This window comes from Taklimakanibacter albus (assembly GCF_016595235.1).
In the GTDB taxonomy this organism is placed as follows: Bacteria; Pseudomonadota; Alphaproteobacteria; order Rhizobiales; family Aestuariivirgaceae; genus Taklimakanibacter; species Taklimakanibacter albus.
This window is the reverse complement of sequence record NZ_JAENHL010000008.1, coordinates 721,667-745,889: the sequence shown is the minus strand read 5'-3', so window position 1 is coordinate 745,889 and position 24,223 is coordinate 721,667. Positions and strand designations below refer to the sequence as shown.

Genomic DNA, 24,223 nt, shown 5'->3' with positions numbered 1-24,223 from the left:
GGCCTATCCCTGAACGATCTCTGGGGCACGACTGGGCGACACTATGAAATCGAAGAACCTTTTCCGCCGTCATCTGGCTGTGACGACGATTCTCACCGTTGCGCCGTTCTTCGGTTATGGCCGACAGGCCTATGCCGCCTGTGATCCGGCCGCGCCGGGCTCTTCGACGATCCTGTGCAGCGGCGCCAATGCGGCGACCGTCACGATCGTCAATGTCGACAACGCCAATGTCTCGACGGCGCCCGGCTTCAGTGTCGATGCGGCCGGAGATGGCGTCCATATCAACGGCTTTGGCCATATCCAGTTCACCGACACCAATGCCTCGACGATCAAGGGCGGAACAGGCGCCGGCATCATCGCCTATTCGCAAGGCGGTGCTGGTGGGAACCCGGCGGCAATCACGATCTCGACCAATGGAGACGTGACCGGCGGGCGCAATGGCATCAAGGCCATGAATTATGGCGGCGGTGATATCTCGATCACCGCCGATGGCAAGGTCACGGCGACCAATGGCGATGGCATCTACGCCTATAATGCCGGCACTGACGGCAAAGTGACCGTCACCACCGGTGCGGGAAGCGAAATCACCGGCAACAATGACGGGATCGACGTCCGCGATTTCGGCGGCGGCGACACGGAGATCATCGCCAATGGTAAGGTCACCGGAACACTTGGCGACGGCATCGTCGCACATAATACGCCCGAGGGCGGCAATCTGACCATCACCACAGGTGCGGGAAGCGAAGTCAGCGGCGGCGACCGCGGCATCGAAGCCAATAATTTTGGTCTCGGCAGCGATCTCAGTATCACCGTCGATGGCAAGGTCACCGGAAAAGATGGCGTGTTTGCCGTCAATTCGCAGTTCAGCCGGAACCTGACGATCACCGTGGGCGCGGATAGCGAGATAGAGGGAACCAGTCGCGGCATCAGAGCCGAGAACAATGGCACCGGCGATCTCCTGATCACCGTCGCCGGCCGCGTCACGGGCCAATCCAGCACCGCCGTTCGTGCGGTAAACTCCGGGAATAGCAACAATATAACGATCGTCACGGCCGTGGGGAGTGAGATCGTCGCGATGATGGACGAAGATTACAACGGGGGTAACGGGATTTCCGCCTCGAACTATGGCCGCGGCAACCTCGACATCACGGTCAACGGCGATGTCACGAGCGAGCGTTATCATGGCATATACGCGTTCAACTATTATGGCAGCGGTGACCTCAAGATCACCGTCGGCGCCGAGAGCACGGTCAGGGCCGACTATAACGGCATCGATGCCACCAATTTCGGCACCGGCAATCTCGACATCGCCGTCGATGGCACGGTCATCTCGGAGTACGGACTCGCCGGCGTTGTCGCCCTCAACTGGAGCACAGAGGGCGGCGACTTGACCGTCGCGACCGGCGCGGGCAGCGTCATTAGCGCAAATCACCGCGGCATCATGGCCAAGGATTATGGCGCGGGTAGCGTCAACGTTTTCGTCAATGGCGAGGTCACGGGCCGCGATTCTGGCAGTGGTATCTACACCGAGAATTTTCGCGGTGGTGAAACGAATATCGTTATCGGTACCCCGGGACTGGTGCAGGGCGCCTATGCCGGGATCGAGGCGTCATCCGGCTCGGGCCAAGCGATCGCGATCACGAATTTCGGCACGGTGCGCAACATTTCCGGCGCGGCCGGTGATCTCGCAATTAAGACGATCGATGGCCGCACGACGCTCGCCAATAACGGTCGCATCATCGGCAGGGTCGTGTTCGGTACATATGACGACGTGTTCAGCAACAATGGAAGCTGGACGGTCGGGGCGGGGGATGATGAAGACGACATCACGACATTTGGCGACGGCGACGACACGCTGAACAACCGTGGCATCCTGATCACCGCCTCTGATGCGGAAAGTGACGAGACGACCACGATCGACGGGCTCGAAGTCTTCAACAATGCAGGGGCGATCTCCCTCTCGGACGGTCAGTCCGGCGATGTGCTCGAGGTCACCGGCGATGTGACGTTCAACGGCACGGGTGGCAAGCTCGTGATCGATGCCGATTTGGCCGAAGGCGGCAAGGCGGACAGGCTGATCATCAATGGCACGCTCGGCGGTGTGACCAAGGTTTCCGTCAAGGCGACCGGTGCTATCGGGGCGAACAGCGAAGGCATCACGGTGGCCGAAGTCATTGGCGATTCCAGCGGCGGTGATTTCACGCTCGACGAAGGCTCGCGCAATATGGGCCTCTTCGCCTGGGACATGCGGCGCAATGCCGAGGACGGCGATCTGTTCGAGCTCTACAGCTCCGGTCTCGGTGCCGGCGCCTATGAATTCGCCGGCGGCCTCACCGCCGCGCAGGATGTCTGGTTCCAGTCGATGGGGACGCTGCTGCAGCGCCAGGCCGATCTGCGCGCGACGATCACCGGAACGCAGGTGACGCCGGTCGCCGACTTCAGCGAGCCGGTGGCGCCCACCGCCGCCGGACGTGCGATGCCGGGTTTCTGGTTCAAGGCGCTCGGCGCCTATCTCGAACGCGATGCCGAGGAGAACGGGATTACGCTCGACCGCCGCCAGACGATCATTGGCGGCCTCGCCGGCCTCGATGTCGGCATGGACCTCGAAGGTCCGGGCGAGACGGTGCTGTTCGGCATTTTCGGCGGCTACCTGACCTCCGATCTCAAATTCAAGTCGACCAGCAGCAAATGGGACTATGAAGGCCCGAGCATCGGCGCCTATGCGACCTATCTGAACCAGGCCTTCTATGCCGATCTGACGGTGAAGGCGGATTTCCTGTCGATCGACATCGACGCTGATGATCTGGCGCCGGGCACCGGCAAGGCCGACACCAAGGGCTTCAATCTCGGCGGCCAGATCGATGCCGGTTACAAGATCGGCCTCGATCATGGCCTCTTCGTCGAGCCGCAAGCCTCGCTGGCCCTCCTCCATACCGAGATCGACGATATCGACGATATATTGGGCGGCGCGGTCGAGTTCGACGACGAGACGAGCGTCAGGGGAAGGCTCGGCGCCCGTCTCGGTCACGAATTCACCGGCGGCAACGCGCTGATCTATGCTTCCGACCTCACCGCGAGCGTCTGGCAGGAGTTCAACGGCAGCAACGGCGCGACGATCCTGGCGCCCGATTTCGCGGCGGCCGGCGTGTCGGATGATACGGTCGGGACCTTCGGCGATGTATCGGTGGGCTTCGCCGTGACGAGCCCTGAAGGCTGGTCGAGCTTCCTGCGCGGCAGCTGGCAGTTCGCCGAGGACTTCGACGCGCTCAGCGCCAGCGCGGGGCTGCGCTACGCGTGGTAGGTGATGACTCAACCCTCGCCCTGCAAGCGTAGCGCAGCGGGGAGAGGGTAGGGGCCCGCCGCGGAGCGGCGGGAAGGGTGAGGGGCCTGCTTCAGGAGGAGCTCCCCTCGTTCAATTTCAGCAATTTCATTCTGTCTGATGACGGGGCTAATCGCAGCGAGGCCCCTCACCCTCCCCATTGCTGCGCAATGGGTCCCCTCCCTCTCCCTGCTAAAGCGGGGCGAGGGCGCCCGGCTGTCAGGCAAACAGCTCCGTCTTTGCAAACCGCGTCACGTCGATGAGACCGATGTCGGAGATGCGCAGCTCCGGGATGACCACCAGCGCCAGCAGCGAATGCTGCATATATGCATTGTTGAGGCTGCAGCCGCAGTGCCGCATCGCCTCGACCATCCGGCCGGCCTTCTCGGCGACGACCTCGGCACGCTCGTCCGACATGAGGCCGGCGATCGGCAGCTCGACCAGCGCCAGCACCTTGCCTTTGCTCACCACCACGATGCCGCCGCCCACTTCGCCGAGCTTGTTGGCGGCGATCGCCATGTCGTCCTTGTTGGTGCCGACGACGATCATGTGGTGGCTGTCATGCGCGACGGTGCTGGCGACGGCGCAGTCCGTATCATAGCCGAAGCCCGACACGAAGCCGTTGGTCACCTGGCCGGTGGCGCGATGGCGCTCGACCAGCGCGATCTGGCAGACATCCTGGGCGCGGTCCATCTCGACCAGGCCCTGAGTCACCGTGAGTGAGCGCTCCAGCGCCTTGGTCGGCGCCTGGTTCTCGATGACCCCGATGACGCGGGCTTTCACCTGATTGGCGCCTTTGGGCGCTTCGATGTCGAAATCTTTGCCGATGAGCTTGCGGCCCATCTTCACCGTGTCGCGCGCCGAAGCCGGATAGGCATGGGCCGGAATGTCGGCGGTGAGCCTGCCGTTCTCGGCCAAGACCTTGCCATGGGCGATGACCATTTCGATGGGAAGCGTGGTGAGATCGGAAGTGAGGATGAGATCGGCGCGCCGTCCGGGCGTGATCGAACCCAGTTCACGCTCCAGGCCGAAATGCTGCGCCGTGTTGAGCGTCGCCATCTGGATGGCGGTGATGGGCTTCAAGCCTTGTGCGATGGCGTGGCGGACCACGCGGTTCATATGGCCGTCCTGGACGAGCGTGCCGGAGTGGCTGTCATCGGTGCACAGGATGAAATTGCGCGGATCGATGCCGCGCTCGGTCACCGCCTTGATCTGCGCGGCGACGTCGTACCAAGCGGAGCCCAGCCTGAGCATGGCGCGCATGCCTTGCCGCACCCGGGCGATCGCGTCCTCGACGCGGGTGCCTTCATGATCATCGGCGGGACCGCCCGCCACATAACCATGGAAGGGGAGGCCGAGATCGGGCGAGGCATAGTGGCCACCCACCGTCTTATGCGCGGCCTGGGTCGCGGCGATCTCCCCCAGCATCTTCTCGTCCTTGAAGGTGACGCCCGGAAAATTCATCATCTCGCCGAGGCCGATGATGTTGGGCCAGGCCATTGCTTCCCGCACTTCGGCGACGCCCAGGGAGGCACCGGCATTTTCGAGGCCGGGCGCGCTCGGCACGCAGCTCGGCATCTGGACGAGCACGTTGATGGGCAAGCCCGCTGCCTCGTCATGCATCAGCTTGACGCCCGGCAGACCCAGCACATTGGCAATCTCATGCGGATCGATGAACATCGTCGTCGTGCCATGCGGGATCACCGCGCGGGCGAATTCGGTGACCGTCACCATGCCGCTTTCGACATGCATGTGGCCGTCGCAGAGGCCGGGCACGAGATAGCGGCCGTTGGCTTCGATGAGCTTGGTCTCAGGGCCGATCGCATGCGAGGCGTCAGGCCCCACATAGGCGAAGCGCCCTTCGACGATGGCGATGTCGGTGTCGGGGATGATCTCGCCCGAATGCACATTCACCCAGCGGCCCTTGCGGATGACCGTGTCGGCCGGGCTTCTACCCATGGCGACGTCGATGAGCTTGGGGGCGGTGTCGAACCAGGTCTTGGGCATCAAAAGCGTGCTCCTCTTATATCATTGTGCGCGGCGCGGTGGCGTGCTCACCACCTCGACGCAGTAGCGCGGGACATAATGCTCGGCCCGCTGCTTGTAGAAGTCGATGCAGAAGGACTGGAAGGCGGCAAATTTACGCGACACGTAACGCCGTCGCGGATAGAGCAGGTTGACGGAAACTTCCGGCGACCGCCAGTGCGGCATCACCGGCTCCAGATGGCCGGTGGCGCATTCGATCTCGGTGAAGAAATCGGGCAGGTAAGCCAGGCCTTCGCCGGCCACGGCAAAATATTTGATCATCCAGTAGTCATTGGCGACACAACTTGCCGGCGGCAGGACGTCGATCGTTTCTTCGCCGTTCTTCAGGTGCCAGGATTGCAGGCCCGTCGGAATGCGGAAGGCGATGCCGCGATGGTCGTGCAGTTCGGCCGGGCTCTGGGGCCGGCCGTGTTTCTCGATGTAATCGGGGCTCGCATAAAGGCCGAAGGAGGCGCCGGTCAGCCGCTTGGCGATGTAATCGACATTGGAAGGCTCGCCCCAATAGAAGATGCCGTCGAAGGCCTGCTGGCGCTCGGGCGCGAAGAGATAGCCGGAGGACAGGAAGATCACGTCGATCTTCACTTGCGGAAAGCGCTGGCGGAAGGCGAACAGAAGCTCCGAGGTGAAGGAGGTACCGAACTCACCGGTCGAGCCGATGGTGAGCGTGCCGGCGATCTCCTGGCGCATGGCGGCGATGGCGGCTTCCGCCCCGTCGCAGCTCGCCTGGATGCGATAGGCATGGTCGAGGAACTCGGCCCCGGCATCGGTCAGGAACATGTCGCGTCCCTCGCGCACGAACAGCGCGATGCCGAGCCGGTCCTCGAGCTGGCGGATCTTGTGGCTCAGCGTCGATTTGGGCAACCGGTGCAATTTGGCGGCATTCGACAAAGACCGCGCGTCGGCGACCTTGATGAAATAGTCTATGGCCTCCAGATCCATCTGATTGTCCAAAAAATTGGACGAATTGTCCAAATATTAGGTGTATTTCGCCAATTGCATGGACGAGCATAATACGGGAAAGTCGCCCTCAACAAGGGAGAAGGAGAGCATTTTGCCCGATATTCGCGATTTTATCCGTGCCGGCCGCGCCGAGCTGAAGGCCACCTTGATCATCAAGGGTGGCCAGCTGGTCAATGTGGCGTCCGACGAGATCTATCCGGCCGATATCGCGATCTATCATGACCGCATCGTCGCTGTGGGCGATGTGAAGATCTATGAGGGCAAGGATACGAAGATCATCGACGCCACGGGTTTCCATCTCTGCCCCGGCATGATCGACGGGCATCTCCATGTCGAATGCTCGAAGATGTCGATCACTAGCTTCGCCAAAGCGGTGGTGCCGCTGGGCACGACCTCGATCGTCTCAGGCCTCGACCAGATCCTCGTCTCGGCGGGTGTCGCCGGGGCGCGCGAGTTCCTCGACGAGGCGGCGCTGAGCCCGCTGAAAGTTTTCTGGGGTGCGCCATGCAAGACGCCCTATACGCTGCCCGTGTCCAATGTCGGGCATTATTTCGGGCCGGAGGATCATCTCGCCACCCATAGCTGGCCCGAATGCGTCGGCATCTGGGAGACGGTGCGCGAATTCATCCAGGAAATGGACGAAAAGGTCCTGAAGGCCTTGGAGATCGCCGAGAAGAGCCGCCTGCCGGTGCTCGGCTGCGCGCCCATGGCGCGGGGCCAGAAGCTCAATTCCTACATGCAGAGCGGGGTGAGGGCCGACCACGAAAGCTACACCCATGACGAGATGCTGGAGAAATTGCGCAACGGCATGCATGTCGTCATCCGCGAATCCTCGATCTCGCATTTCCTCACCGAGAATCTGCGCCTGGTCACTGAGCTCGGCATCACCGCGACGCGCCGCATCTCCTTCTGCACCGACGATGTGGTGGCGAGCGACATCCTGAAGCGCGGCCATCTCGACAATATGGTGCGCATGGCGATCGCCATGGGCATTCCGCCTTTGACCGCCATCCAGATGGCGACCATCAACGGCGCCGAGGCACTGCGTATCGATCACAAGGTCGGCCTGATCGCCCCGGGGCGCAGCGCCGACATTCTCTTCGTCAAGGATATCAAGGATTTCCGCGTCGCCAAGGTGGTCGCCAAGGGCAAGCTCGTCGCCGAAGAGGGCCGCATGGTCGCCAAGCTCGAGCCCCCGAAGCGCAGCGACACGCTGATGCGTACTTTCAAGGTCGATCCGGTGAAGCCGGAAGAGCTCGTGATACGCGGCAAGGGGACGGGCGAGAAGGCCAAGGTCCTCGCCATGGCGGTGTCGCCCGACCAGATCTTCGTGCGCAAGCGCCGCGACGTGACGCTGAAGGCCAAGGATGGCGTCATCCTCGCCGATCCGGCGCTGGACGTGCAGTATGTGACGGTGGTCGAGCGTTATGGCCGCACCCATAACCGTCCCGTAGCCTTCGTCTCCGGTTTCGGTCTCGAAACGGGAGCACTTGCCACCTCGACGGCGCCCGACGACAATAATATCGTCTGCGTCGGAACCAACAAGGAAGACATGGCGGTCGCCATCAACCACATCATCGCCCATAATGGCGGCCAGGCGGTCGTGAAGGACGGCAAGGTCACGGCCTTCTTGCCTTTGCCGATCGGCGGCATCGTCTCCGATCTGGAGCCTGAGGAAATGGCCGCGCGCGAGGAAGCTCTCGATGACGCGGCGCGGGCTCTCGGCTGCAAATTGCCGTGGCCGTTCATGTATATGTTCGTGCTGCAGATCACCGCCATTCCGGACTATGCGATCACCGATCTGGGCGCCATCGACTGTATCGACCTGAAGGTGGTCGATCCGGTTCTGGCGCCGTTCTAGAAAGCGATGAGGCAACTAATGCGTAACCCTCACCCTGAGGTGCCCGCCGAAGGCGGGCCTCGAAGGGTGGCAAGCGGCAAGCTCTTTGTACCTGGATCATGCTTCGAGGCTCGCTACGCTCGCACCTCAGCATGAGGGTGTTTGATTGGCTAGACAACAAGGGAGGACAAAACAGATGAAGAGACTATGGGCTGCGCTGGCGGGCTTAGTGCTCGCTTTCGGCGTGATGACCTCGGCCGTCCTGGCCGAGAACCCGACCAAGCTCAAGATCGCCGGCATTCTGTCGGCCGGCAAGGAAGCGCCCTGGGAGACCTCCTTCGTCTCCTCGATGGACCGCATCATCGCCGCCAAGCCGCATGGCCTCGAGATCGAGGTGAACTACACCGAAAATGTCTATGACAATGCCGAGCAGGTCTTCCGCACCTATGCCGAGACCGGCGAATACGACATCCTCTTCGGCGACACGGCCTATGCCGACGCCATCGAGAAGCTGAAAGACGAATTCCCCAATATCATGTTCGTGATGTCGGGCTCCGGCAATCGCGGCATGGGCGGCAATGCCTATTGGGTCTTCGTCCATGCCCATGAGCCGGCCTTCGTGATGGGCCAGCTCGCCGGCAAGCTGACAAAGTCGAATGTCGTCGGCACCGTCTCGACCTTCCCGGCCGAGGACACCAACGACCAGATCAACGCCTTCTTCGCCGGCGCCAAGGAAGCCAATCCGGCGGTGAAGCAGAAGATCACCTATATCCAGTCCTGGTACGACCCGGCCAAGTCCAACGAGGCCACCTCGGCGCAGATCGCCGCCGGCGCCGACATGATCTATCAGATGTCGGGCGCTTTCGAGGTCTGCGAGCAGAAGGAAATCGGCTGCTTCGGCAATTATGTCGACATGTCGTCCTTCGCGCCGAAGTCGATCGTCGCCTCGGCCATCGTGAAATGGGATCCGCATATCAACTGGATCGTCGACGAATGGTGGAAGGTGAAGGCCGAAGGCGGCAAGTTCGACGCGCCGAAGGAGCCGAAATGGTTCTCCTGGAAGGACGGCTCCGGTGACATCGCGCTGAACAAGGCCTGGGCCAGCAAGATTCCGGCCGACATCCAGAAGCTGGTCGACGACACGATCGCCGCCATCAAGAGCGGCGCCAAGACCGTCGCGCTCAATCTGAACGAAGTGAAGTCGGATTGATTGGTACTCCTCCACTCGTCATGGCCGCCCTTGAGGCGGCCACCCAGTCCATCCGCATAGCAGCGCGGCTGGATGGCCGGGTCGGGGCCTGGCCATGACGAGTTGGAAATCGGGCGAGGGGAGAAGCATATGACCACTACCTCCGCCACTCCCCGTCTCGCCGTCCGCCATCTCACCAAGCGGTTCGGCGCGCTCATCGCCAATGACGATGTCTCGCTTACTATTGCGCCGGGCGAGCTGCATTGCCTGCTGGGCGAGAACGGCGCTGGCAAATCCACTTTCTCGGCCTGCCTCTACGGTCTGCTCCAGCCCGAGGCGGGGGAGATCGAGATCGATGGCGTGACGGCGGAGCTGACGAGCCCGGCCAAGGCGATCGCGTCCGGCATCGGCATGGTGCATCAGCATTTCGTGCTGGTGCCGAGCTTTACCGTGCTCGAGAATATCGTGGTCGGCACCGGCTCGGGCCTCCGCCTCGACATGACCGCCGCCCGCGGCCGTATCCTCGATCTCAGCCGGCAGTTCGGTCTCGAAATTGCGCCCGACCGCCTCGTCGCCGATCTGTCGGTGGGCGAGAAGCAATGGGTCGAGATCGTCAAGGCGCTTTATCTCGGCGCCAGGCTTCTGATCCTCGATGAGCCGACCGCGGTGCTCACCCCGCAGGAATCCGAGCGGCTCTTCGCCATCATTCAGCAGCTCAAAGCTTCCGGCATCGCCGTCATCCTCATCTCGCATAAGATGAACGAGGTGATGCGCTCCGACCGGGTCAGCGTGCTGCGCAAGGGCAGGCTCGTCGGAACGGTGACGACGAAGGATGTCACACGCGACGATCTCACCATGATGATGGTCGGCCGGCCCGTCGCCCAGGTGCATGCGCGCAGCAAGCCTGGCGCTGGCGAGACGGCGCTGAGCTTCACGGGCGTCTCACTCGCCAAAGGCGGGCGGACCCATCTCAAGAATGTCACGCTCGACCTTGCGGCGGGCGAGATCATCGGCATCGCCGGCGTCGCCGGCAACGGCCAGGACGAATTGCTGGAGGCGGTGGCGGGGCTGGTCAGGCCCGACAGCGGCAGCATACACCTCCGCGGCGAGGATATCGGCGCGCTCTCCGTCCATGACATTGCGCGCCGCGGTGTCGGTTATGTGCCAAGCGACCGTTTCCGCGACGGTCTCGTGTCCGATTTCAGCATTGCCGAGAATCTCATCCTCGGCCAGCACTGGGACGAGCGCTGGCGCTCAGGGCCGTTCCTCGATGAGACGGCGACGCGCCGGAGCGCCGAACAGGCGATCGCGTCCTATTCGGTCATGGCGAGCGGTCCCGACATGTTATGCGGCAGGCTTTCCGGCGGCAACGCGCAGAAGGTCATCCTGGCGCGCGAATTCGCCAAAGCGCGCCATCTGCTTCTGTGCAACCAGCCGACACGCGGCGTCGATATTGGCGTCATCGAATTCGTCCATGGCGAATTGCTGCGCAAGCGCGAGGAGGGCTGCGCCATCCTGCTGGTCAGCGAGGAGCTCGAGGACATCTTCGCCTTGAGCGATCGTATCGCGGTGATGTTCCGCGGCGAGATTCTCGGGATCTTCCCACGTCATGAAGCCGACATCGCCAGGATCGGCCCCTTGATGGCGGGCCACGCCCATGGGGCGGCGGCATGATCGAACGCCTGGGCTATCGCATCGAGCCGCGCAGCGAGACGACGGCCAGGGGCCGCACGCTCGCCGTCGGCGTCGCACTCGCCGCCTCGCTCGTTCTGTGCGCGCTTCTGTTCCTTGCCGTCGGTGTCAGCCCCTTCGCCGCCTTCCAGTCCCTGGCGCAGGGCGCCTTCGGCACCTGGCGCGCCGCGACCGAGACGCTGGTCAAGGCGACGCCGTTGATCTTCACCGGTCTTGCGACCGCGATCGCCTTTCGCGCCAGGCTGTGGAATATCGGCGCCGAAGGCCAGGTCTTCGCCGGCGCGATGTTCGCTTATTGGTGCCAGAGCGCGCTCGCCGGCTCATCAGCCTGGATTCAGCTGCCGGTCATCATCATCGGCGCAATGGTCGGCGGCGGGCTTTATGCCGGGCTGGCCGCCATTCTCAAGACGCGCTTCCGCGTCGATGAGGTGATCTCGACGGTGATGCTCAATTACATCATCGTCTTTGCGCTCTCGCTACTGCTGCTGAAGGGCCCGTGGAGCGAAGCCGGCGGGTTCTTCGAGCAGACCGCCAAGGTCGACCCCGGCAGCATCCTGCCGATCCTTTTCGACAAGACGCGTCTGCATCTGGGCTTTCTTCTGGCGCTCATCGCCGCCGCCTTCGTTTATCTCATGATCAGGAAGAGCCCGGTCGGTTTTGAGATCCGCGCCGCCGGCTCCAATCTGCGGGCGCTCGAAGTGCAGGGCACCAATTCGCGCCGGGTGATCCTGATGGTCATGCTGATCTCGGGCGCGCTGGCGGGCCTCGCCGGCATGAGTGAGGTCTATGGCGTGCATTATCGTCTGAAAGCCGGCGCCATCACGTCTTACGGCTATACCGGCATCATCGTCGCGATATTGGGCCTGCTCAATCCCTGGGGCGTCGTCATCGCCGCCATCCTGTTCGGCGCGCTGGTCAATGGCGCCACCTTCATGCAGATCAAGACCGGCGTGCCCTCGGCGCTCATCTATGCGATCGAGGCCATCCTGCTGCTGTTCTATCTCGCCGGCTGGGCGGCCTCCTCATTCAAGCTGAAGCGGATCAAGCCATGATCGCCGATCTTCTCGAGACCTCGATCATCATCAGCGTGCTGGCGGCGACGGTGCGTATCGCGACGCCGATTTTGCTCGCGGCCTTGGGCGAGATGATCGCCGAGCGCAGCGGCGTCTATAATATGGGCCTCGAGGGCACCATGCTGATGGGCGCCTTCACCGCTTATATCGGCGCTTATTATACGGGCTCGCTCTGGCTCGGCGTCGTCATTGCGATGATCACCGGCGGCCTGATGAGCCTGATCTTCGCCTTCATGGTCATCACGCTCAAAGTGGAGCAGATCGTCACTGGCCTGGCGCTCAATCTCTTAGGGTCTGGCCTGTCGATCTTCTGGCTGCGCGCCGCTTTCGCCAATGCCGGCCAGACGCCGACCACGCCATTCTTCGACACGGTGCCGCTGCCGCTCCTGTCCGACATTCCCTTCCTCGGGCCTATCCTGTTCGACCAGAAGATCCTGACCTATGTGGCTTTCCTTTTGGTGCCGGCCACCTGGTATTTCCTGTTCCGCACCCGCTACGGCCTCGAACTGCGCTGCGTTGGCGAGAATCCCAAGGCGCTCGACATCAAGGGCCTCAATGTGGCGGCGCGCCAATATGCGGCGGTGGTCTTCGGCGGGCTGATGGCGGGCCTCGGCGGCGCATTTCTCACAGTGGGCTCGGCGGCGCGCTTCGTGCCGGAAATGACCAATGGCCGCGGCTGGCTCGCCATCGTGATCGTCATCGCCGGCCTGTGGCGCCCGGTGCCGGTGCTCCTGGCGACGCTGGTCTTCTCGTTCCTCGACGCGCTGCAGTTACAGATCCAGGGCATTGGCGTCGCCATTCCCTATCAGCTGCTGCTCGCCATGCCTTATGTCTGCGCCATCCTGGCCCTCGCCATCCGCCGCTCGCATTCGGGCGCGCCTGCGATGCTGGGGATTCCGTACTGGCGGAGATAACCCTCGCCCCGCTTCAGCGGGGAGAGGGTAGGGGCCCGCCGCGCAGCGGTGGGAAGGGTGAGGAACCTCTTGCAGAACTCACCCAGAGGCCCCTCACCCTCCCATTGCTGCGCAATGGGTCCCTCCCTCTCCCCTCTTCGAGGGGCGAGGGTTAAATCTCCTGCCGCAGCACCACGGCGGTGGTAGTCTCGGCCACTTCCGGGAAATGGGAGATCTCGTCGCGGATCTGGTTGAGGCGGGCGAGCGATTCCGCCGCGATGTCGATCAGCAGATCGATCTCGCCGGCGAGCGACAGGCAGCGCTTGACCTCGGGCAGGCGTTCGAGCCGCTTCACCACTTGCGGCGAGGGTGTCGTCTTCAGCTTCACCAGGAGGCAGGCGACCGCCGACAAGGACGGATCGGCGATGTCGGTCCGGTAGCCGCGGATGATGCCGGCCTTTTCCAGCTTGGCGATGCGGTCGCGCAGGCTCGAACGGGCGAGCCCGACCTTGGCGGCGAGCGCCTTGGCGCTGATGCGGGCATCCTCGCGCAGGAGGGTCAGAATTTCGCGGTCTTTGTCGTCGGGCGTCATAATGGCGGCGGAACCGGTCAAAAGGGCGGGCCAGGGGAACGAAGTGGCGGTTGAGTTGACGGCAGGAATGCCACATCTTGGCGCTTCCCGCATCCCTCTTGGAGAGTGCCTTGTCGATCATCAACCATCCCGGCCCCGAGATCAGCGAAGCCATGGCGGCCGAGATCGCCGAGCGTCATTTCGGCCTGAAGGGCCTGAAAGGCCGTCTCGCCAGCGAGCGCGACCAGAATTTCCATTTCGGGCCGCAAGGACAGGGGGCAGTGCTGAAGATCGTCAATGCGGCGGAGCCCGAGGACGCCATCCGTTTCCAGGTGGCGATGATCCGCCATGTCAAAGAGGCCGATCCCGACCTCGCCGTACCGCTGGTGCGCCTGTCGAAATCGGGCGAGGCTTTGCCGGTGATCGAGGACGGCAAGGGCGGACATCATCTCATCCGCGCCGTCGATTATCTGGAAGGCGCGCCCTTTGCGGAAGCCGCGAAGACGCCGGAGCTGCTGGCGAGCTTCGGCAGTTTCCTCGGCCGTCTCGATCGGGCGTTGCAGAGCTTCGGCCATGTCGGCGCCCATCGCGATCTTGACTGGGACCTGCGCAAGGCCGGCCGCTCGCGAGCGCGGCTCGCCGCCATCCACGAGCCTGAAGCGCGCGAAATCTGCGATTATTTCATCACCCGCTTCGAGACCGAGATCGAGCCGCGCCTTGCGAAGCTCCGGGCCTCCGTCATCCACAATGACGCCAATGACTGGAACGTCCTGGTCTCGGCCGACGGCCAGGCCATTGCGGGCCTCATCGATTTCGGCGATGCGCTCCACACCGCCCTCATCTGCGAGATGGCGGTGGCCGCGGCTTACGCCGTTCTCGATGCCGAGGACCCGTTGGGCGCGCTCTCTTTCATGCTCGCCGCCTATCACCGCGAGATGCCGCTGCAGCCTGACGAGGTCGATCTCCTGTTTGATCTCGTCGCCATGCGGCTCGTCACCAGCGTCACCATCTCGGCCGAACGCGCGCCGCGCATCGCCGACAATCCCTATCTCAATATCAGCGAGCGGCCGGCCTGGGACATGCTGCGCCGCTTGCGCCGCATCGATCCTTTCATCGCCAAGGCGATCCTGCGCCAGGCCTGCGGCTTCGAGGTGGCGCCGGGCGCCGCGAAGGCTGCCGAATGGCTCACCCGCAACCGCAAGAGCCTGAGCCCGATCTGGGGCCGGCCGCTCTCCAATCACTGCATCCTGCAAGTGCCCTTCGGCGATGCGTCGCATCCGCTCGTCAAGGCGGCGGCCGCCATGGATGTTGCCGCCTGCGAGACGGCCTGGCAGACGCTGTGCAAAGCGGAAAATGCCGAGCTCGGCATCGGTCCCTGGGGCGAGAAACGCGCCGTCTATGCGGGCGAGATGTTCCAGTCCAAGCTCATCGATAAGGTGCGCCGCACCCGTCATCTGGGCCTCGATATCTTCGCCGATGCCGGCACGCCGGTCTTCACGCCGCTTGCCGGCCGCGTCGCCTCCGTCGAGATCGAGAAGGAGCCGCTCGGTTATGGCTGCGTGGTCTTGATCGAGCATGAGCCCGAGCCCGGTGTCACCTTCTCGAGCCTGTGGGGCCATCTCTCGCATGAGACGGCAAAGCATCTCAAGAACGGCCAGATGCTTTCCGCCGGTGAGAAGATCGGCACGCTCGGCAGTTCGCAGGACAATGGCGGCTGGTTGCCGCATCTCCATCTGCAGCTCGTCGCTTATTCCACCGACGATATCGGGCCCATTCCGGGGGTCGGCGAGGAGAGCTATCTCGACGTCTGGGCGAAGCTCTATCCCCCGGCTTATGATTTTGCCGGCCTGACGCCCGAAACCTTCCACCGCGACGGCAGACCGGGCGACGAGATCGTCGCCTTGCGCCGGAAGACGCTGCTGCCGAATCTGAGCATCTCCTTCCGCAAGCCCTTGAAGATGGTGCGCGGCGAGGGCGTGTGGCTCATCGCCGATGACGGCCGCGCCTATCTCGACTGCTTCAACAATGTCGCGCATCTGGGCCACACCCACCCCGAAATCGTCGAGGTGATCGCGCGCGAAAGCTCACGTCTCAACACCAATACGCGCTATCTGCATGACAATATGGTGGACTATGCCGAGAAGCTCGGCGCCACGCTGCCGGGCGATCTCAAAGTGGCGAGCTTCGTCTGCACCGGCAGCGAGGCCAATGACCTGATGCTGCGCATGGCGCGCGCCAAGACGGGCGAGAAGGACATGGTGGTCGTCGACTGGGCCTATCACGGCCATGTCGCCGAGCTGATTGATATCAGCCCTTACAAATACAAGCGCGCCGGCGGCGCGGGCCGCCCGTCCCATGTCTGGGAGGCGCAATTGCCGGACACCTATCGCGCCCCCGCCGACTGGCCCATCGAGGAGCATGGCAAACGTTTTGCCGAAAGCGTCGCCCGCCAGGTCGAGGCGATCCGCAAGGCGGGCAGGAAGCCGGCCGCCTTCATCGCCGAATCCATCCCGAGCTGCGCCGGCCAGATTTTCTTTCCGCCGCATTATCTGGAAGAGGCCTATCGCATCATCCGCGAAGCCGGCGGCATCTGCGTCGCCGATGAGGTGCAGGTCGGTTTCGGCCGTGTCGGCACCCATATGTGGGCCTTCGAGACTCAAGGGATCGTCCCCGATGTGGTCACCATGGGCAAGCCGATCGGCAACGGCCATCCGCTCGCCGCTCTCGTCACCACGCCCGACATCGCCAAGGCCTTCAACAACGGCATGGAATATTTCAACACCTTCGGCGGCAATCCGGTGTCCTGCGCCATCGGCCTCAAGGTGCTGGAGATCATCGAGCGCGACCGCTTGCGCGACAATGCCAAGGCGATCGGCGACTATCTGATGGCGCGCTTCCGCGACATGCAGAAGCGCTATGAGGTGATCGGCGATGTACGCGGCATGGGCCTGTTCCTAGGCCTCGATCTCGTGACCGACCGGACGACCAAGGCCTATGCCACCGATTTCGCCAACCGCGTCGTCAATCTGGCGCGCGAGGAGGGCGTCTTGATCGGCACCGACGGGCCTTACGACAATGTCGTCAAGATGCGCCCGGCGATGATCTTCACGCGGCGCGAGGCCGATCTCTTGTGCGATGTGCTCGATCAGGCCTTTGCGAGAGCGTCCGCCGAGGCCTGAAGCGCCGGTGCCAGCCGTTTCGCCCACTGCGCCTGACCGGCATGATCTCCGATGAGGTCCTGGCGGATCTCGATCAGCACCGCGTCGAGGCCGCGCGCCTCGCCATGCACCGGCACGGTCTGGTCGCTGTCGTCATCGATGCGATAGGGCTCGTTGGCGACGACATTGAGCCCCGGCTCCTGCAGCGCGGCGACCAGCGCCTCGCCATAGGCCGTCGACTTGCGGAACAGGATGCCGGCATGCCAGGGGCGCTGGAAGCCCTTGAAGACCGGCGTGAAGCTGTGCACGCCGAAGACGATGCTGCGTTTGCCGACGGCCTGGCGCCGGTCGAGGAGATCGGCAACCGCCCGCTGGAACGGCCAGTAGAAATCATCGGCGCGCCGCTGGCGCTCGTTGGCGTCGAGGCCTTCATTGCCCGGAATGCGCGTGGTCTCGCTGACCTCCGGGATCGAGGTCGGCACGCCGACCGGCCGGTTGCAGTCGATCAGCAGGCGCGAATAGCCGGACAGGATCAAAGGCGCATCGAGGGCCTCCGATAGCGCGCGCGCGATCGGCGCCACGCCGATATCCCAGGCGATATGGCGGGTGAGCTCGCCATCATCGAGGCCGAGCTTCTGATAGCGCGCCGGGATATGGTTGGAAGCGTGTTCGCACAGCAGCACATAAGGCGATGTGCCATCCGGATTGACCGTCTCGGCTGCCGGCGGGTCGACCATCTCATGCCGCATCAATAGATCTCCGAATAACGCTGGCAGAGCGCATCGCCTTCGACGCCGGCGATGAGCTTCATCTCCATGCGCTTCATGCCGTGATAGGTCTCCATGGCGACCGGTGCAAACCAGCCGGAGACGGTTGCATCGGCCTTGAGCGTGTCGAGCGCCGCGCTCAAGGACTGCGGCAGCCGCTGGATGCCGAGCTTCTTCTTCTCGGCCTCACTCAATGTCTCAGGATCGCCGCTGAAGATATGCGGGGTGCTGAGCTTGGCGCGAATGCCTTCGATGCCGGCGCGGATGACGGCGCCCAGCACCAGATGCGGGCAGGCGGTGGCATCCGCCGCGCGATATTCGAGATTGAACTGCCGCGCCGGGTCTTTGCCGCCGATACTGACCGTCGGACAGATGCGCAGCGACGACTCGCGGTCGCGTTCGCCGAACCAGGTATAGGCCGAGCTCCAATGATGCGGCTGGAGACGCAGATAAGAGATCGGGCTCGGCGCGGTGAGCGCCACCAGCGCCGGCAGATGGCGGACGACGCCGGCGGCGAAAGCGCCGGCAAGCGCCGACACGCGGCCGGGCTGTTTCGCGTCGAAGGCGGTGGGCTTGCCCTGCTTGTTGACGAAGCTCAGATGTACATGGACACCGTTGCCGACGCCTGAGACCGCGGTCTTGGGCGCGAAGCTGGCGCGCCAGCCCTTGAGCCGCGCCACTTCGCGGGTGATCTCGCGGATGGCGACGCAACGGTCGGCGGCGACGAGGCCAGGCGCCGGCGCGGTGGTGATCTCGAACTGGTCGCGGCCATATTCGGCGATGAAGTTTTCCGGTTCGCAGCCCGCTTCATCGAGGGCGCCCACGAGCTCGGGGCCAAAGGGATCGGCATGGCGTAGGGCCGACAGCGCGAAGGCGGGCTCGCTCGACCAGCCGGCATTGCGGATCTGGAATTCCTGCTCGAAGGAAGCGATCACGCTGGAGCCTGTCTCCTTCTCGAAATCGGCGAGCGCTTTTTTCAGGAAAGCGCGCGGGCAGCACAGCCAGGGTGCGCCATCGAGCTCGACGATATCGCTCATCACGAAATCGAGCGCCGTCGCGGCGCCCTTCGGATGGGTGCGGTAGCGTGCCTTGGGATCGGGCAGGAGGCGCAGATCGCCGGCCGAGCCCCAGGGATTGGGATCGGCGATGAGATCGAAGGGCGTGAGCGACATATTGGCCGGCACCCAGCCGCAGGTCTTGTTACCCTTGGCCTTCTCGTAGTCGCGCCGCGGCAGCGAGCGGCCACGGGTGATCGCGGCGTAATCGGTGGTGACGAAAGTGGTGAGCTCGGTAAGGCCCGGGGTGGAGGGAGACTTGGCCACTAGGCGAGCTCCTTCAGCCGTTTGAGCACGGTTTCGGTGTCGGTGACCCAGCAATAGCCGCCGAAGGCCTTGAGCGCATTGTCGTGGCGGGCCTGCGTATAGGTGCCGCAGGCATCCTCGGGCAGGCTCACCAGATAGCCGCGGTCGGACGCGTCGCGCACCGCCATGTCGACGCATTGGTCGGTGACGACGCCGGAGATGATGAGATAGCGGATGCCGAGATTCTTCAGCACATAATCGATATTGGTGGAGTTGAAGACGCCCGAGGAGGATTTCGGCAGCACGATCTCATTGTCGATGGGGGTGAGTTCCTTAATCGGCTGGCCTTCCGGCAGGCCCTTCGGCACGAAGAGATTGGAGAGGCGATGGTCGAGCGAGATGTCGCGGCCGTCCTTGGTGAGCGCCTCGATGATCGTGTGCAGCACCTGGACGCCGGACGCGCGCGCGGCATGCAGCAGCTTCTGCGCATTGGGAACGGTCGTGGCCTTGAGCCGCTTGAAATAATAGTGCTCCGCATTGAGCTCGGGATGCTGGGGATCGAGCCCCGGCGTGCAGAAGATGGTCTGCAGGTCGACGAAGAGAAGGGCGGTTTCCTCGCGCTTGTAGGGCGCATCGCGGGTGACGGTGGCAGGCTTCATGATTTGGCTTTCTGCTTCTTGCTGGGTTTGGATTTGGCGGGCGCCGGCATGTCGAGCACGACATTGTTGAGCCGCCGGTAGTGCTCGATCTCCTCGAGCCTCGGGCGGACCTGCTTGTCGAGCTTGCCGGTGAAGGCGGTGACGAGCGCTTCGAGCTGCACCATGGTCGGCACCATCGTGTCGAATGGCGAGATCGTATCGACCGGGCCGGTGAGCGTCACCGTGGCGAAGGAGGCGATCGGCGACTTCCACTTGTCGGTGAGCAGGATGACGCGGGCGCCGCGCTCATAGGCCTGGCGGGTGAACTGCACCACGTCCTGCTGATAACGCCTCAGATCGAAGGCGACGACGAGATCCTGCTTGCCGATATCGGTGACGGTCTCGGCGAGATCGGCGAGCGAGCCATTGACCCAGACGGCGCCCGGCCTGAGCTGCACCAGATGCCGGTGCAGGATCGCCGCGAGGAAGCCGGTGAAGCGGCCGCCGATGCAATAGATGCGCTTCTTCGTATTGATCAGGAGATCGGCCGCCTCGTTGAAATCGGCGGGCAGGATATCGGACTGGCTGGATTTGAGCGTCGCGATCGTCGCTTCTGCATAGGACTGATAGAGGCCTTCGGCACTCACCGCGGGCTTGCGGCTCTCGAGCATGGTGAGAGCGGAATTCATATGCGCCTCGAGCTCGGCGAGCAGCGCCTGCTGCATCTCGATGAAGCCGGAGAAACCGAGCTTGGTGGCGAGCCTTATGACGGTGGGGTCGCTCACCTCGGCCTGCTGGGCGAGCCTGGACGCGGTGGCGAGTCCCGCCACCGGGTAATTGGCGAGCAGCACACGGATCACCTTGCGTTCCGCCGGTGTATAGTCCGCCTCGCTGTCGATAAGCTTGTCTTTGAGTGCCATGATGGTTGTCATGCCTTCTGAAGAAAAAAATACAGAATGAACGGAAAATAGGCAATCTGTAAAATTTAATTGACGCCGTCCCCCGGTTTGCTAGCCTGAAAGAAAAACAGGACAGGGCAGGACGTGTTGGGTGGTCTCGGCGTATCGCGGGAATCTTTGATCAGCGGGCTGATGCTCGCCGCTATCGTCGCCGTCGCGGCGCTGGTCACCGGTTTTGCCTTCGGCGCCAATGGCGAGCGCATCGCCACGCTTTTCCTCATCTATCTCTGCGCCGTCCTGTCGATCTCGGTTTTCACCGGCGGATCGGGGATCACCTCCTTCGGCCATGCCGCTTTCATGGGTATCGGGGCCTATGTTTCGGGCATCCTTACCATGCCGAAAGCGCTGCAGGTATCGGCCTTGCCGCAACTGCCGGCCTTCCTGGCGGGCCATGAAACGGGCATCGTCATCGCCGTGCTGGCGGTCGCCGCGGCGGGCCTGATCGCGGGGTTGATCACCGGCGTGCCGGTAGCGCGGCTCGGCGGCTCTTCCGCCTCGATCGCCACCCTGGCGCTCCTCATCATCGTCCATGTGATTCTGAATGGCGCCCGCGAGATCACCCGTGGCAGCCAGACCTTCTACGGCGTGCCGCGCCTCACCACTTTGCTGACGGCGTTGATCTTCGCCATGGCTTTCATCCTCATTGCGCGCCTCTTCCGCGATACGGGGCCGGGGCTGCGCCTGCGCGCGACGCGGGAGAACGACGTGGCGGCCCAGGCCTGCGGCGTATCGCTGTTCCAGGTGCGTTATGCCGGCTGGATCTTGAGCGCGGTGCTCGGCGCCCTGGCGGGCGCCCTTTACGGGCATTTCCTCGGCGCCTTCTCGCCCAAGGACTTTTATTTCGATCTCACCTTCCTCCTCATCGCCATGCTGATCGTCGGCGGCATGCTCACCGTCACCGGCGCCATTGTCGGCACCGCGCTCATCACCGCGGTGATCCAGATCCTGCGGCTGGCGGAAGGCGGCATCGATCTGGGCTTCGTCCATATTCCGGTGATCTTCGGCCTGACGCAATTGGGCCTCGGCATGGCCCTGCTGCTCACCATCTGGCGGCGGCCGCTCGGCATCGTCGGCCTGCAGGAGCTGGGGCCTAAGCTCAAGGCGCTGGTCGCGTTGGCACCTGCCGAAACGCCGGCGAAGCCCGCCTCGAGCGACAAGAGCCTGACGGTGACGACTCTCTCCAAGCGTTTCGGCGGCCTGCAGGCCTGTGACGATCTTTCCTTCACCATCGCGCGCGGCAAGGTGACCGGCCTCATCGGCCCCAATGGCGCCGGCAAGACGACGCTGGTCAATCTGATCTGCGGTCAGCTCAAGCCGGATCGCGGCACGGTGATGATCGACGGCGAGAACATGGTCGGCCGTGCGCCGCATCTCATCGCCAAGGCCGGCCTCGGCCGCACCTTCCAGGCGATCAAGCTGTTCGACCGCATGACGGTGCTCGAGAATGTGACCGTCGCCGCTCTCACCATCGAAAGCAATCTAAGCGCGGCGCGCAATGCCGCCGAGACGCTGCTGGTCCGGCTCGATCTCGGCAAGGAAGCGCAGCGCCTCGCCGGCACCTTGGCCTATGGCGAGCGCCGTCGCCTCGAGATCGCCCGGGCTCTGGCACTGAAGCCGCGTTATCTGCTGCTCGACGAGCCGGCCGCCGGCATGAACCCGGTCGAGACCGAAGCGCTCAAATCGATGCTCGACCGCATCCGCCATGATTTCGATCTGGGCCTGCTGGTCATCGAGCACGATATGCATCTCATCATGCGGCTCTGCGACCACATCGTGGTCATCAACAAGGGCCAGAAGATCGCCGAAGGCGCGCCCGCCGCCATCCGCCGCGATCCCAAGGTCATCGAAGCTTATATCGGGGCGGCGCCCGAGACGGAAATCATCGCACCCACACCATCAACGGGAGGAGTAAAAAATGAAACTGCGATTGGCATTGCTTAGCCTGACGGCGCTCGGCGCGCTGACTTTCGCCGCGCAAGCGGAAGACCTCAAGATCGGCCTCGCTTCGGCGCAGACCGGCACCCTGGCCTTCGGCGACCAGCCCTCGCTCGCCGGCCTTCAGCTGGCGGTCGACGAGATCAATGCGGCGGGCGGCTTCGGTGGCAAATACAAGGCCGTGCTCGACGTGAAGGACACGCGCTCCGACACGGCGGCGACGGTGCAGGCGGCGCAGGAGCTCGTCGCTTCGGGCATCAACATCCTGATCACGCCCTGTGACGCCGATCCCTCGATCGCCGCCGGCCAGATCAGCCAGCCGGCCAAGGTCGTGACCTTCACCTTCTGCGGCACGACGCCCACCATCACCAGCGCCGTCGGCGACTTCATGTTCGGCACCTATCCGGCCGACAATGCGCAGGCGACGGTGCTCGCCGATTACGCCCATGAGAAGGGCTACAAGACCGCTTACATCCTCAAATCGCCGGACTCGGCCTATACGCTGAAGCTGCCGGAATATTTCCAGCAGGTCTTCACCAAGAAGGGCGGCACGATCGCCGGCGAAGGCACTTATTCGATGGGCCAGCAGGACTTCGCCGCCGAGGTCACCAAGATCAAGAGCCTCAGCCCGCAGCCCGACGTCGTCATGACATCCGCCTATGAGCCGGACTTCCCGGCTTTCATCAAGCAGCTGCGCGCTGCCGGCGTCACCTCGCCGGTGCTGGGCTCTGACGGCATCGACACGCCGACCGTCGCGGGCCTCGGCGATGTGGTCGACGGCGTCATCCACTCCTCGGCCGGCCTGCCGTCGGCCGGTACGCCGCTCGAAGCCTTCGCCAAGAAGTTCACCGAGAAGACCGGCAAGCCGTTCGACACGGTCTATATCGCCAATGGTTATGAGATCGGCCTCATCATCGATGCGGCGGTGAAAGCGGCGGGCTCGCTCGATCCGCAAGCCTTGCGCGATGCGGTCGCCAATCTGAAGGATGTCGAAGGCGTTACCGGCAAGATCACCTATGCCGGCACCGACCGCATGCCGTCGCGCGATATCGCCCTCGTCGAGCTGAAGGGCGGATCGCGCTCGCTGGTGAAGACCGCGACGCCGAACCCGGCCGACGTGCCGGCGCCCTGAGACGAAACCATGCTGAGCGTCGAAGGGCTCAAAGTCCGTTATGGTCAGATCGAGGCCGTGAAAGGCCTCGATTTCACCGTGGCGCAAGGCGAGATCGTGACCTTGCTCGGCGCCAATGGCGCCGGCAAGACCTCGACGCTGGCCGGCATCGCCGGGCTCGCACCGGCGACCGGCATGATCCGCTTCGAGAACCAGAACCTCATCGGCCTGCGCCCCGAAGACATATCGCGGCGCAGCATCGCCTTGACGCCGGAGGGGCGCCGCGTCTTTCCCGCACTCACCGTCGCCGAGAATCTGCTGCTCGGCGGCGCCATGCATCATAAGGGCGGAAGCCTCGACGCCACGCGCGAAGAGATGCTGACGCTGTTCCCCATATTGCGCGAGCGCTACCGCCAGCGCGCCGGACTTCTGTCGGGCGGCGAGCAGCAGATGCTCGCCATTGCGCGCTCCTTGATGTCGCAGCCGCGGCTGCTGCTGCTCGATGAGCCGTCGCTGGGCCTGGCGCCCAAGATCGTCGATGAGGTCTTCCGCCTCATCGCCGGCCTGCGCCAGAAGGGCATTACCATTTTGCTCGTCGAGCAGAATGCGGTGCGGGCGCTGGACATCGCCGATCGCGGCTATGTGCTGGTCAACGGCCGCATCACGCTGCAAGGCAAAGGCCGCGAGCTGGCGCAGTCGGACGAAGTGCGCGCCGCGTATCTGGCCGCGTGAGGAGGAGACGGGTGAAAAGTCTTTCCCATCTTTCTCCGT

Annotated in this window: 17 protein-coding genes; 10 read left to right on the top strand and 7 right to left on the bottom strand. The window is 63.7% G+C overall.

What is annotated here, in order from left to right:
* Positions 1-43: 43 nt before the first annotated feature.
* Positions 44-3,301: an autotransporter outer membrane beta-barrel domain-containing protein gene (locus JHL16_RS26380; RefSeq protein ID WP_200187875.1), complete on the top strand. Its 3,258-nt coding sequence runs from the start codon at positions 44-46 to the stop codon at positions 3,299-3,301.
* Between the two features lie 237 nt (positions 3,302-3,538).
* On the opposite strand, the gene ade is transcribed toward JHL16_RS26380, so the two are convergent.
* Positions 3,539-5,326 carry an adenine deaminase gene (ade, locus tag JHL16_RS26375; protein WP_200187874.1) on the bottom strand — a complete coding sequence of 596 codons (1,788 nt, stop codon included), beginning with the start codon at positions 5,324-5,326 and terminating at the stop codon, positions 3,539-3,541.
* A gap of 21 nt (positions 5,327-5,347) precedes the next feature.
* The gene (locus JHL16_RS26370) at positions 5,348-6,304 is read right to left on the bottom strand and encodes a LysR family transcriptional regulator (RefSeq protein ID WP_200187873.1); all 957 of its coding nucleotides are present in this window, start codon (positions 6,302-6,304) and stop codon (positions 5,348-5,350) included.
* A gap of 112 nt (positions 6,305-6,416) precedes the next feature.
* On the opposite strand from JHL16_RS26370, the gene JHL16_RS26365 reads away from it, so the two are divergent.
* From JHL16_RS26365 to JHL16_RS26345, 5 genes are all read left to right on the top strand, one after another.
* A complete protein-coding gene (locus JHL16_RS26365) occupies positions 6,417-8,186 on the top strand; it encodes an adenine deaminase (RefSeq protein ID WP_200187872.1) in 1,770 nt (589 codons plus the stop codon).
* 175 nt (positions 8,187-8,361) lie between these two features.
* Complete coding sequence (locus tag JHL16_RS26360; RefSeq protein ID WP_200187871.1) at positions 8,362-9,375, top strand: BMP family lipoprotein; 1,014 nt, start codon at positions 8,362-8,364, stop codon at positions 9,373-9,375.
* Positions 9,376-9,504: 129 nt separating this feature from the next.
* Positions 9,505-11,028 carry an ABC transporter ATP-binding protein gene (locus JHL16_RS26355; RefSeq protein ID WP_200187870.1) on the top strand — a complete coding sequence of 508 codons (1,524 nt, stop codon included), beginning with the start codon at positions 9,505-9,507 and terminating at the stop codon, positions 11,026-11,028.
* A complete protein-coding gene (locus JHL16_RS26350) occupies positions 11,025-12,098 on the top strand; it encodes an ABC transporter permease (RefSeq protein ID WP_200187869.1) in 1,074 nt (357 codons plus the stop codon). The genes JHL16_RS26355 and JHL16_RS26350 overlap by 4 nt, the downstream gene beginning before the upstream one ends.
* Positions 12,095-13,033, top strand: a complete 939-nt coding sequence (locus tag JHL16_RS26345; protein ID WP_210346094.1) for an ABC transporter permease — start codon at positions 12,095-12,097, stop codon at positions 13,031-13,033. The genes JHL16_RS26350 and JHL16_RS26345 overlap by 4 nt, the downstream gene beginning before the upstream one ends.
* Positions 13,034-13,184: 151 nt before the next feature.
* Here the strand turns inward: JHL16_RS26345 and JHL16_RS26340 are convergent, their stop codons facing one another.
* Positions 13,185-13,604: an Lrp/AsnC family transcriptional regulator gene (locus tag JHL16_RS26340; RefSeq protein WP_200187868.1), complete on the bottom strand. Its 420-nt coding sequence runs from the start codon at positions 13,602-13,604 to the stop codon at positions 13,185-13,187.
* 152 nt (positions 13,605-13,756) lie between these two features.
* Here JHL16_RS26340 and JHL16_RS26335 point away from each other — a divergent pair, with 152 nt between their 5' ends.
* On the top strand, positions 13,757-16,762 hold the full coding sequence (locus JHL16_RS26335) for an aminotransferase class III-fold pyridoxal phosphate-dependent enzyme (RefSeq protein ID WP_420884586.1): 3,006 nt from the start codon (positions 13,757-13,759) through the stop codon (positions 16,760-16,762).
* Here JHL16_RS26335 and JHL16_RS26330 read toward each other — a convergent pair.
* Genes JHL16_RS26330 through JHL16_RS26315 form a run of 4 tightly spaced genes read right to left on the bottom strand, consistent with a single transcriptional unit; the run spans position 16,729 to position 20,367 of the window.
* On the bottom strand, positions 16,729-17,490 hold the full coding sequence (locus tag JHL16_RS26330; RefSeq protein ID WP_200187866.1) for an N-formylglutamate amidohydrolase: 762 nt from the start codon (positions 17,488-17,490) through the stop codon (positions 16,729-16,731). The genes JHL16_RS26335 and JHL16_RS26330 overlap by 34 nt on opposite strands.
* Positions 17,490-18,830 carry a type I glutamate--ammonia ligase gene (locus JHL16_RS26325; protein WP_200187865.1) on the bottom strand — a complete coding sequence of 447 codons (1,341 nt, stop codon included), beginning with the start codon at positions 18,828-18,830 and terminating at the stop codon, positions 17,490-17,492. The genes JHL16_RS26330 and JHL16_RS26325 overlap by 1 nt, the downstream gene beginning before the upstream one ends.
* The gene (locus tag JHL16_RS26320) at positions 18,830-19,468 is read right to left on the bottom strand and encodes a cysteine hydrolase family protein (protein ID WP_200187864.1); all 639 of its coding nucleotides are present in this window, start codon (positions 19,466-19,468) and stop codon (positions 18,830-18,832) included. The genes JHL16_RS26325 and JHL16_RS26320 overlap by 1 nt, the downstream gene beginning before the upstream one ends.
* The gene (locus tag JHL16_RS26315; protein ID WP_200187863.1) at positions 19,465-20,367 is read right to left on the bottom strand and encodes a MurR/RpiR family transcriptional regulator; all 903 of its coding nucleotides are present in this window, start codon (positions 20,365-20,367) and stop codon (positions 19,465-19,467) included. Before JHL16_RS26315 ends, JHL16_RS26320 begins: the two co-directional genes overlap by 4 nt.
* Before the next feature lie 171 nt (positions 20,368-20,538).
* On the opposite strand from JHL16_RS26315, the gene JHL16_RS26310 reads away from it, so the two are divergent.
* The 3 genes from JHL16_RS26310 to JHL16_RS26300 are packed head-to-tail and all read left to right on the top strand — an operon-like array spanning position 20,539 to position 24,184.
* Positions 20,539-22,347: a branched-chain amino acid ABC transporter ATP-binding protein/permease gene (locus tag JHL16_RS26310; RefSeq protein ID WP_200187862.1), complete on the top strand. Its 1,809-nt coding sequence runs from the start codon at positions 20,539-20,541 to the stop codon at positions 22,345-22,347.
* A complete protein-coding gene (locus JHL16_RS26305; RefSeq protein ID WP_200187861.1) occupies positions 22,322-23,473 on the top strand; it encodes an ABC transporter substrate-binding protein in 1,152 nt (383 codons plus the stop codon). The genes JHL16_RS26310 and JHL16_RS26305 overlap by 26 nt, the downstream gene beginning before the upstream one ends.
* Before the next feature lie 9 nt (positions 23,474-23,482).
* Positions 23,483-24,184, top strand: coding sequence for an ABC transporter ATP-binding protein (locus JHL16_RS26300; protein WP_200187860.1), 702 nt, complete (start codon positions 23,483-23,485; stop codon positions 24,182-24,184).
* The last annotated feature ends 39 nt before the right edge of the window (positions 24,185-24,223 follow it).

Bases quoted from the DNA above. Each gene is read 5' to 3' on its own strand.
- JHL16_RS26380 (WP_200187875.1), top strand. From the start codon at position 44: ATGAAATCGAAGAACCTTTTCCGCCGTCATCTGGCTGTGACGACGATT.
- ade (WP_200187874.1), bottom strand. From the start codon at position 5,326: ATGCCCAAGACCTGGTTCGACACCGCCCCCAAGCTCATCGACGTCGCC.
- JHL16_RS26370 (WP_200187873.1), bottom strand. From the start codon at position 6,304: ATGGATCTGGAGGCCATAGACTATTTCATCAAGGTCGCCGACGCGCGG.
- JHL16_RS26360 (WP_200187871.1), top strand. From the start codon at position 8,362: ATGAAGAGACTATGGGCTGCGCTGGCGGGCTTAGTGCTCGCTTTCGGC.
- JHL16_RS26355 (WP_200187870.1), top strand. From the start codon at position 9,505: ATGACCACTACCTCCGCCACTCCCCGTCTCGCCGTCCGCCATCTCACC.
- JHL16_RS26350 (WP_200187869.1), top strand. From the start codon at position 11,025: ATGATCGAACGCCTGGGCTATCGCATCGAGCCGCGCAGCGAGACGACG.
- JHL16_RS26345 (WP_210346094.1), top strand. From the start codon at position 12,095: ATGATCGCCGATCTTCTCGAGACCTCGATCATCATCAGCGTGCTGGCG.
- JHL16_RS26340 (WP_200187868.1), bottom strand. From the start codon at position 13,604: ATGACGCCCGACGACAAAGACCGCGAAATTCTGACCCTCCTGCGCGAG.
- JHL16_RS26335 (WP_420884586.1), top strand. From the start codon at position 13,757: ATGGCGGCCGAGATCGCCGAGCGTCATTTCGGCCTGAAGGGCCTGAAA.
- JHL16_RS26330 (WP_200187866.1), bottom strand. From the start codon at position 17,490: ATGCGGCATGAGATGGTCGACCCGCCGGCAGCCGAGACGGTCAATCCG.
- JHL16_RS26320 (WP_200187864.1), bottom strand. From the start codon at position 19,468: ATGAAGCCTGCCACCGTCACCCGCGATGCGCCCTACAAGCGCGAGGAA.
- JHL16_RS26315 (WP_200187863.1), bottom strand. From the start codon at position 20,367: ATGGCACTCAAAGACAAGCTTATCGACAGCGAGGCGGACTATACACCG.
- JHL16_RS26310 (WP_200187862.1), top strand. From the start codon at position 20,539: ATGCTCGCCGCTATCGTCGCCGTCGCGGCGCTGGTCACCGGTTTTGCC.
- JHL16_RS26305 (WP_200187861.1), top strand. From the start codon at position 22,322: ATGAAACTGCGATTGGCATTGCTTAGCCTGACGGCGCTCGGCGCGCTG.
- JHL16_RS26300 (WP_200187860.1), top strand. From the start codon at position 23,483: ATGCTGAGCGTCGAAGGGCTCAAAGTCCGTTATGGTCAGATCGAGGCC.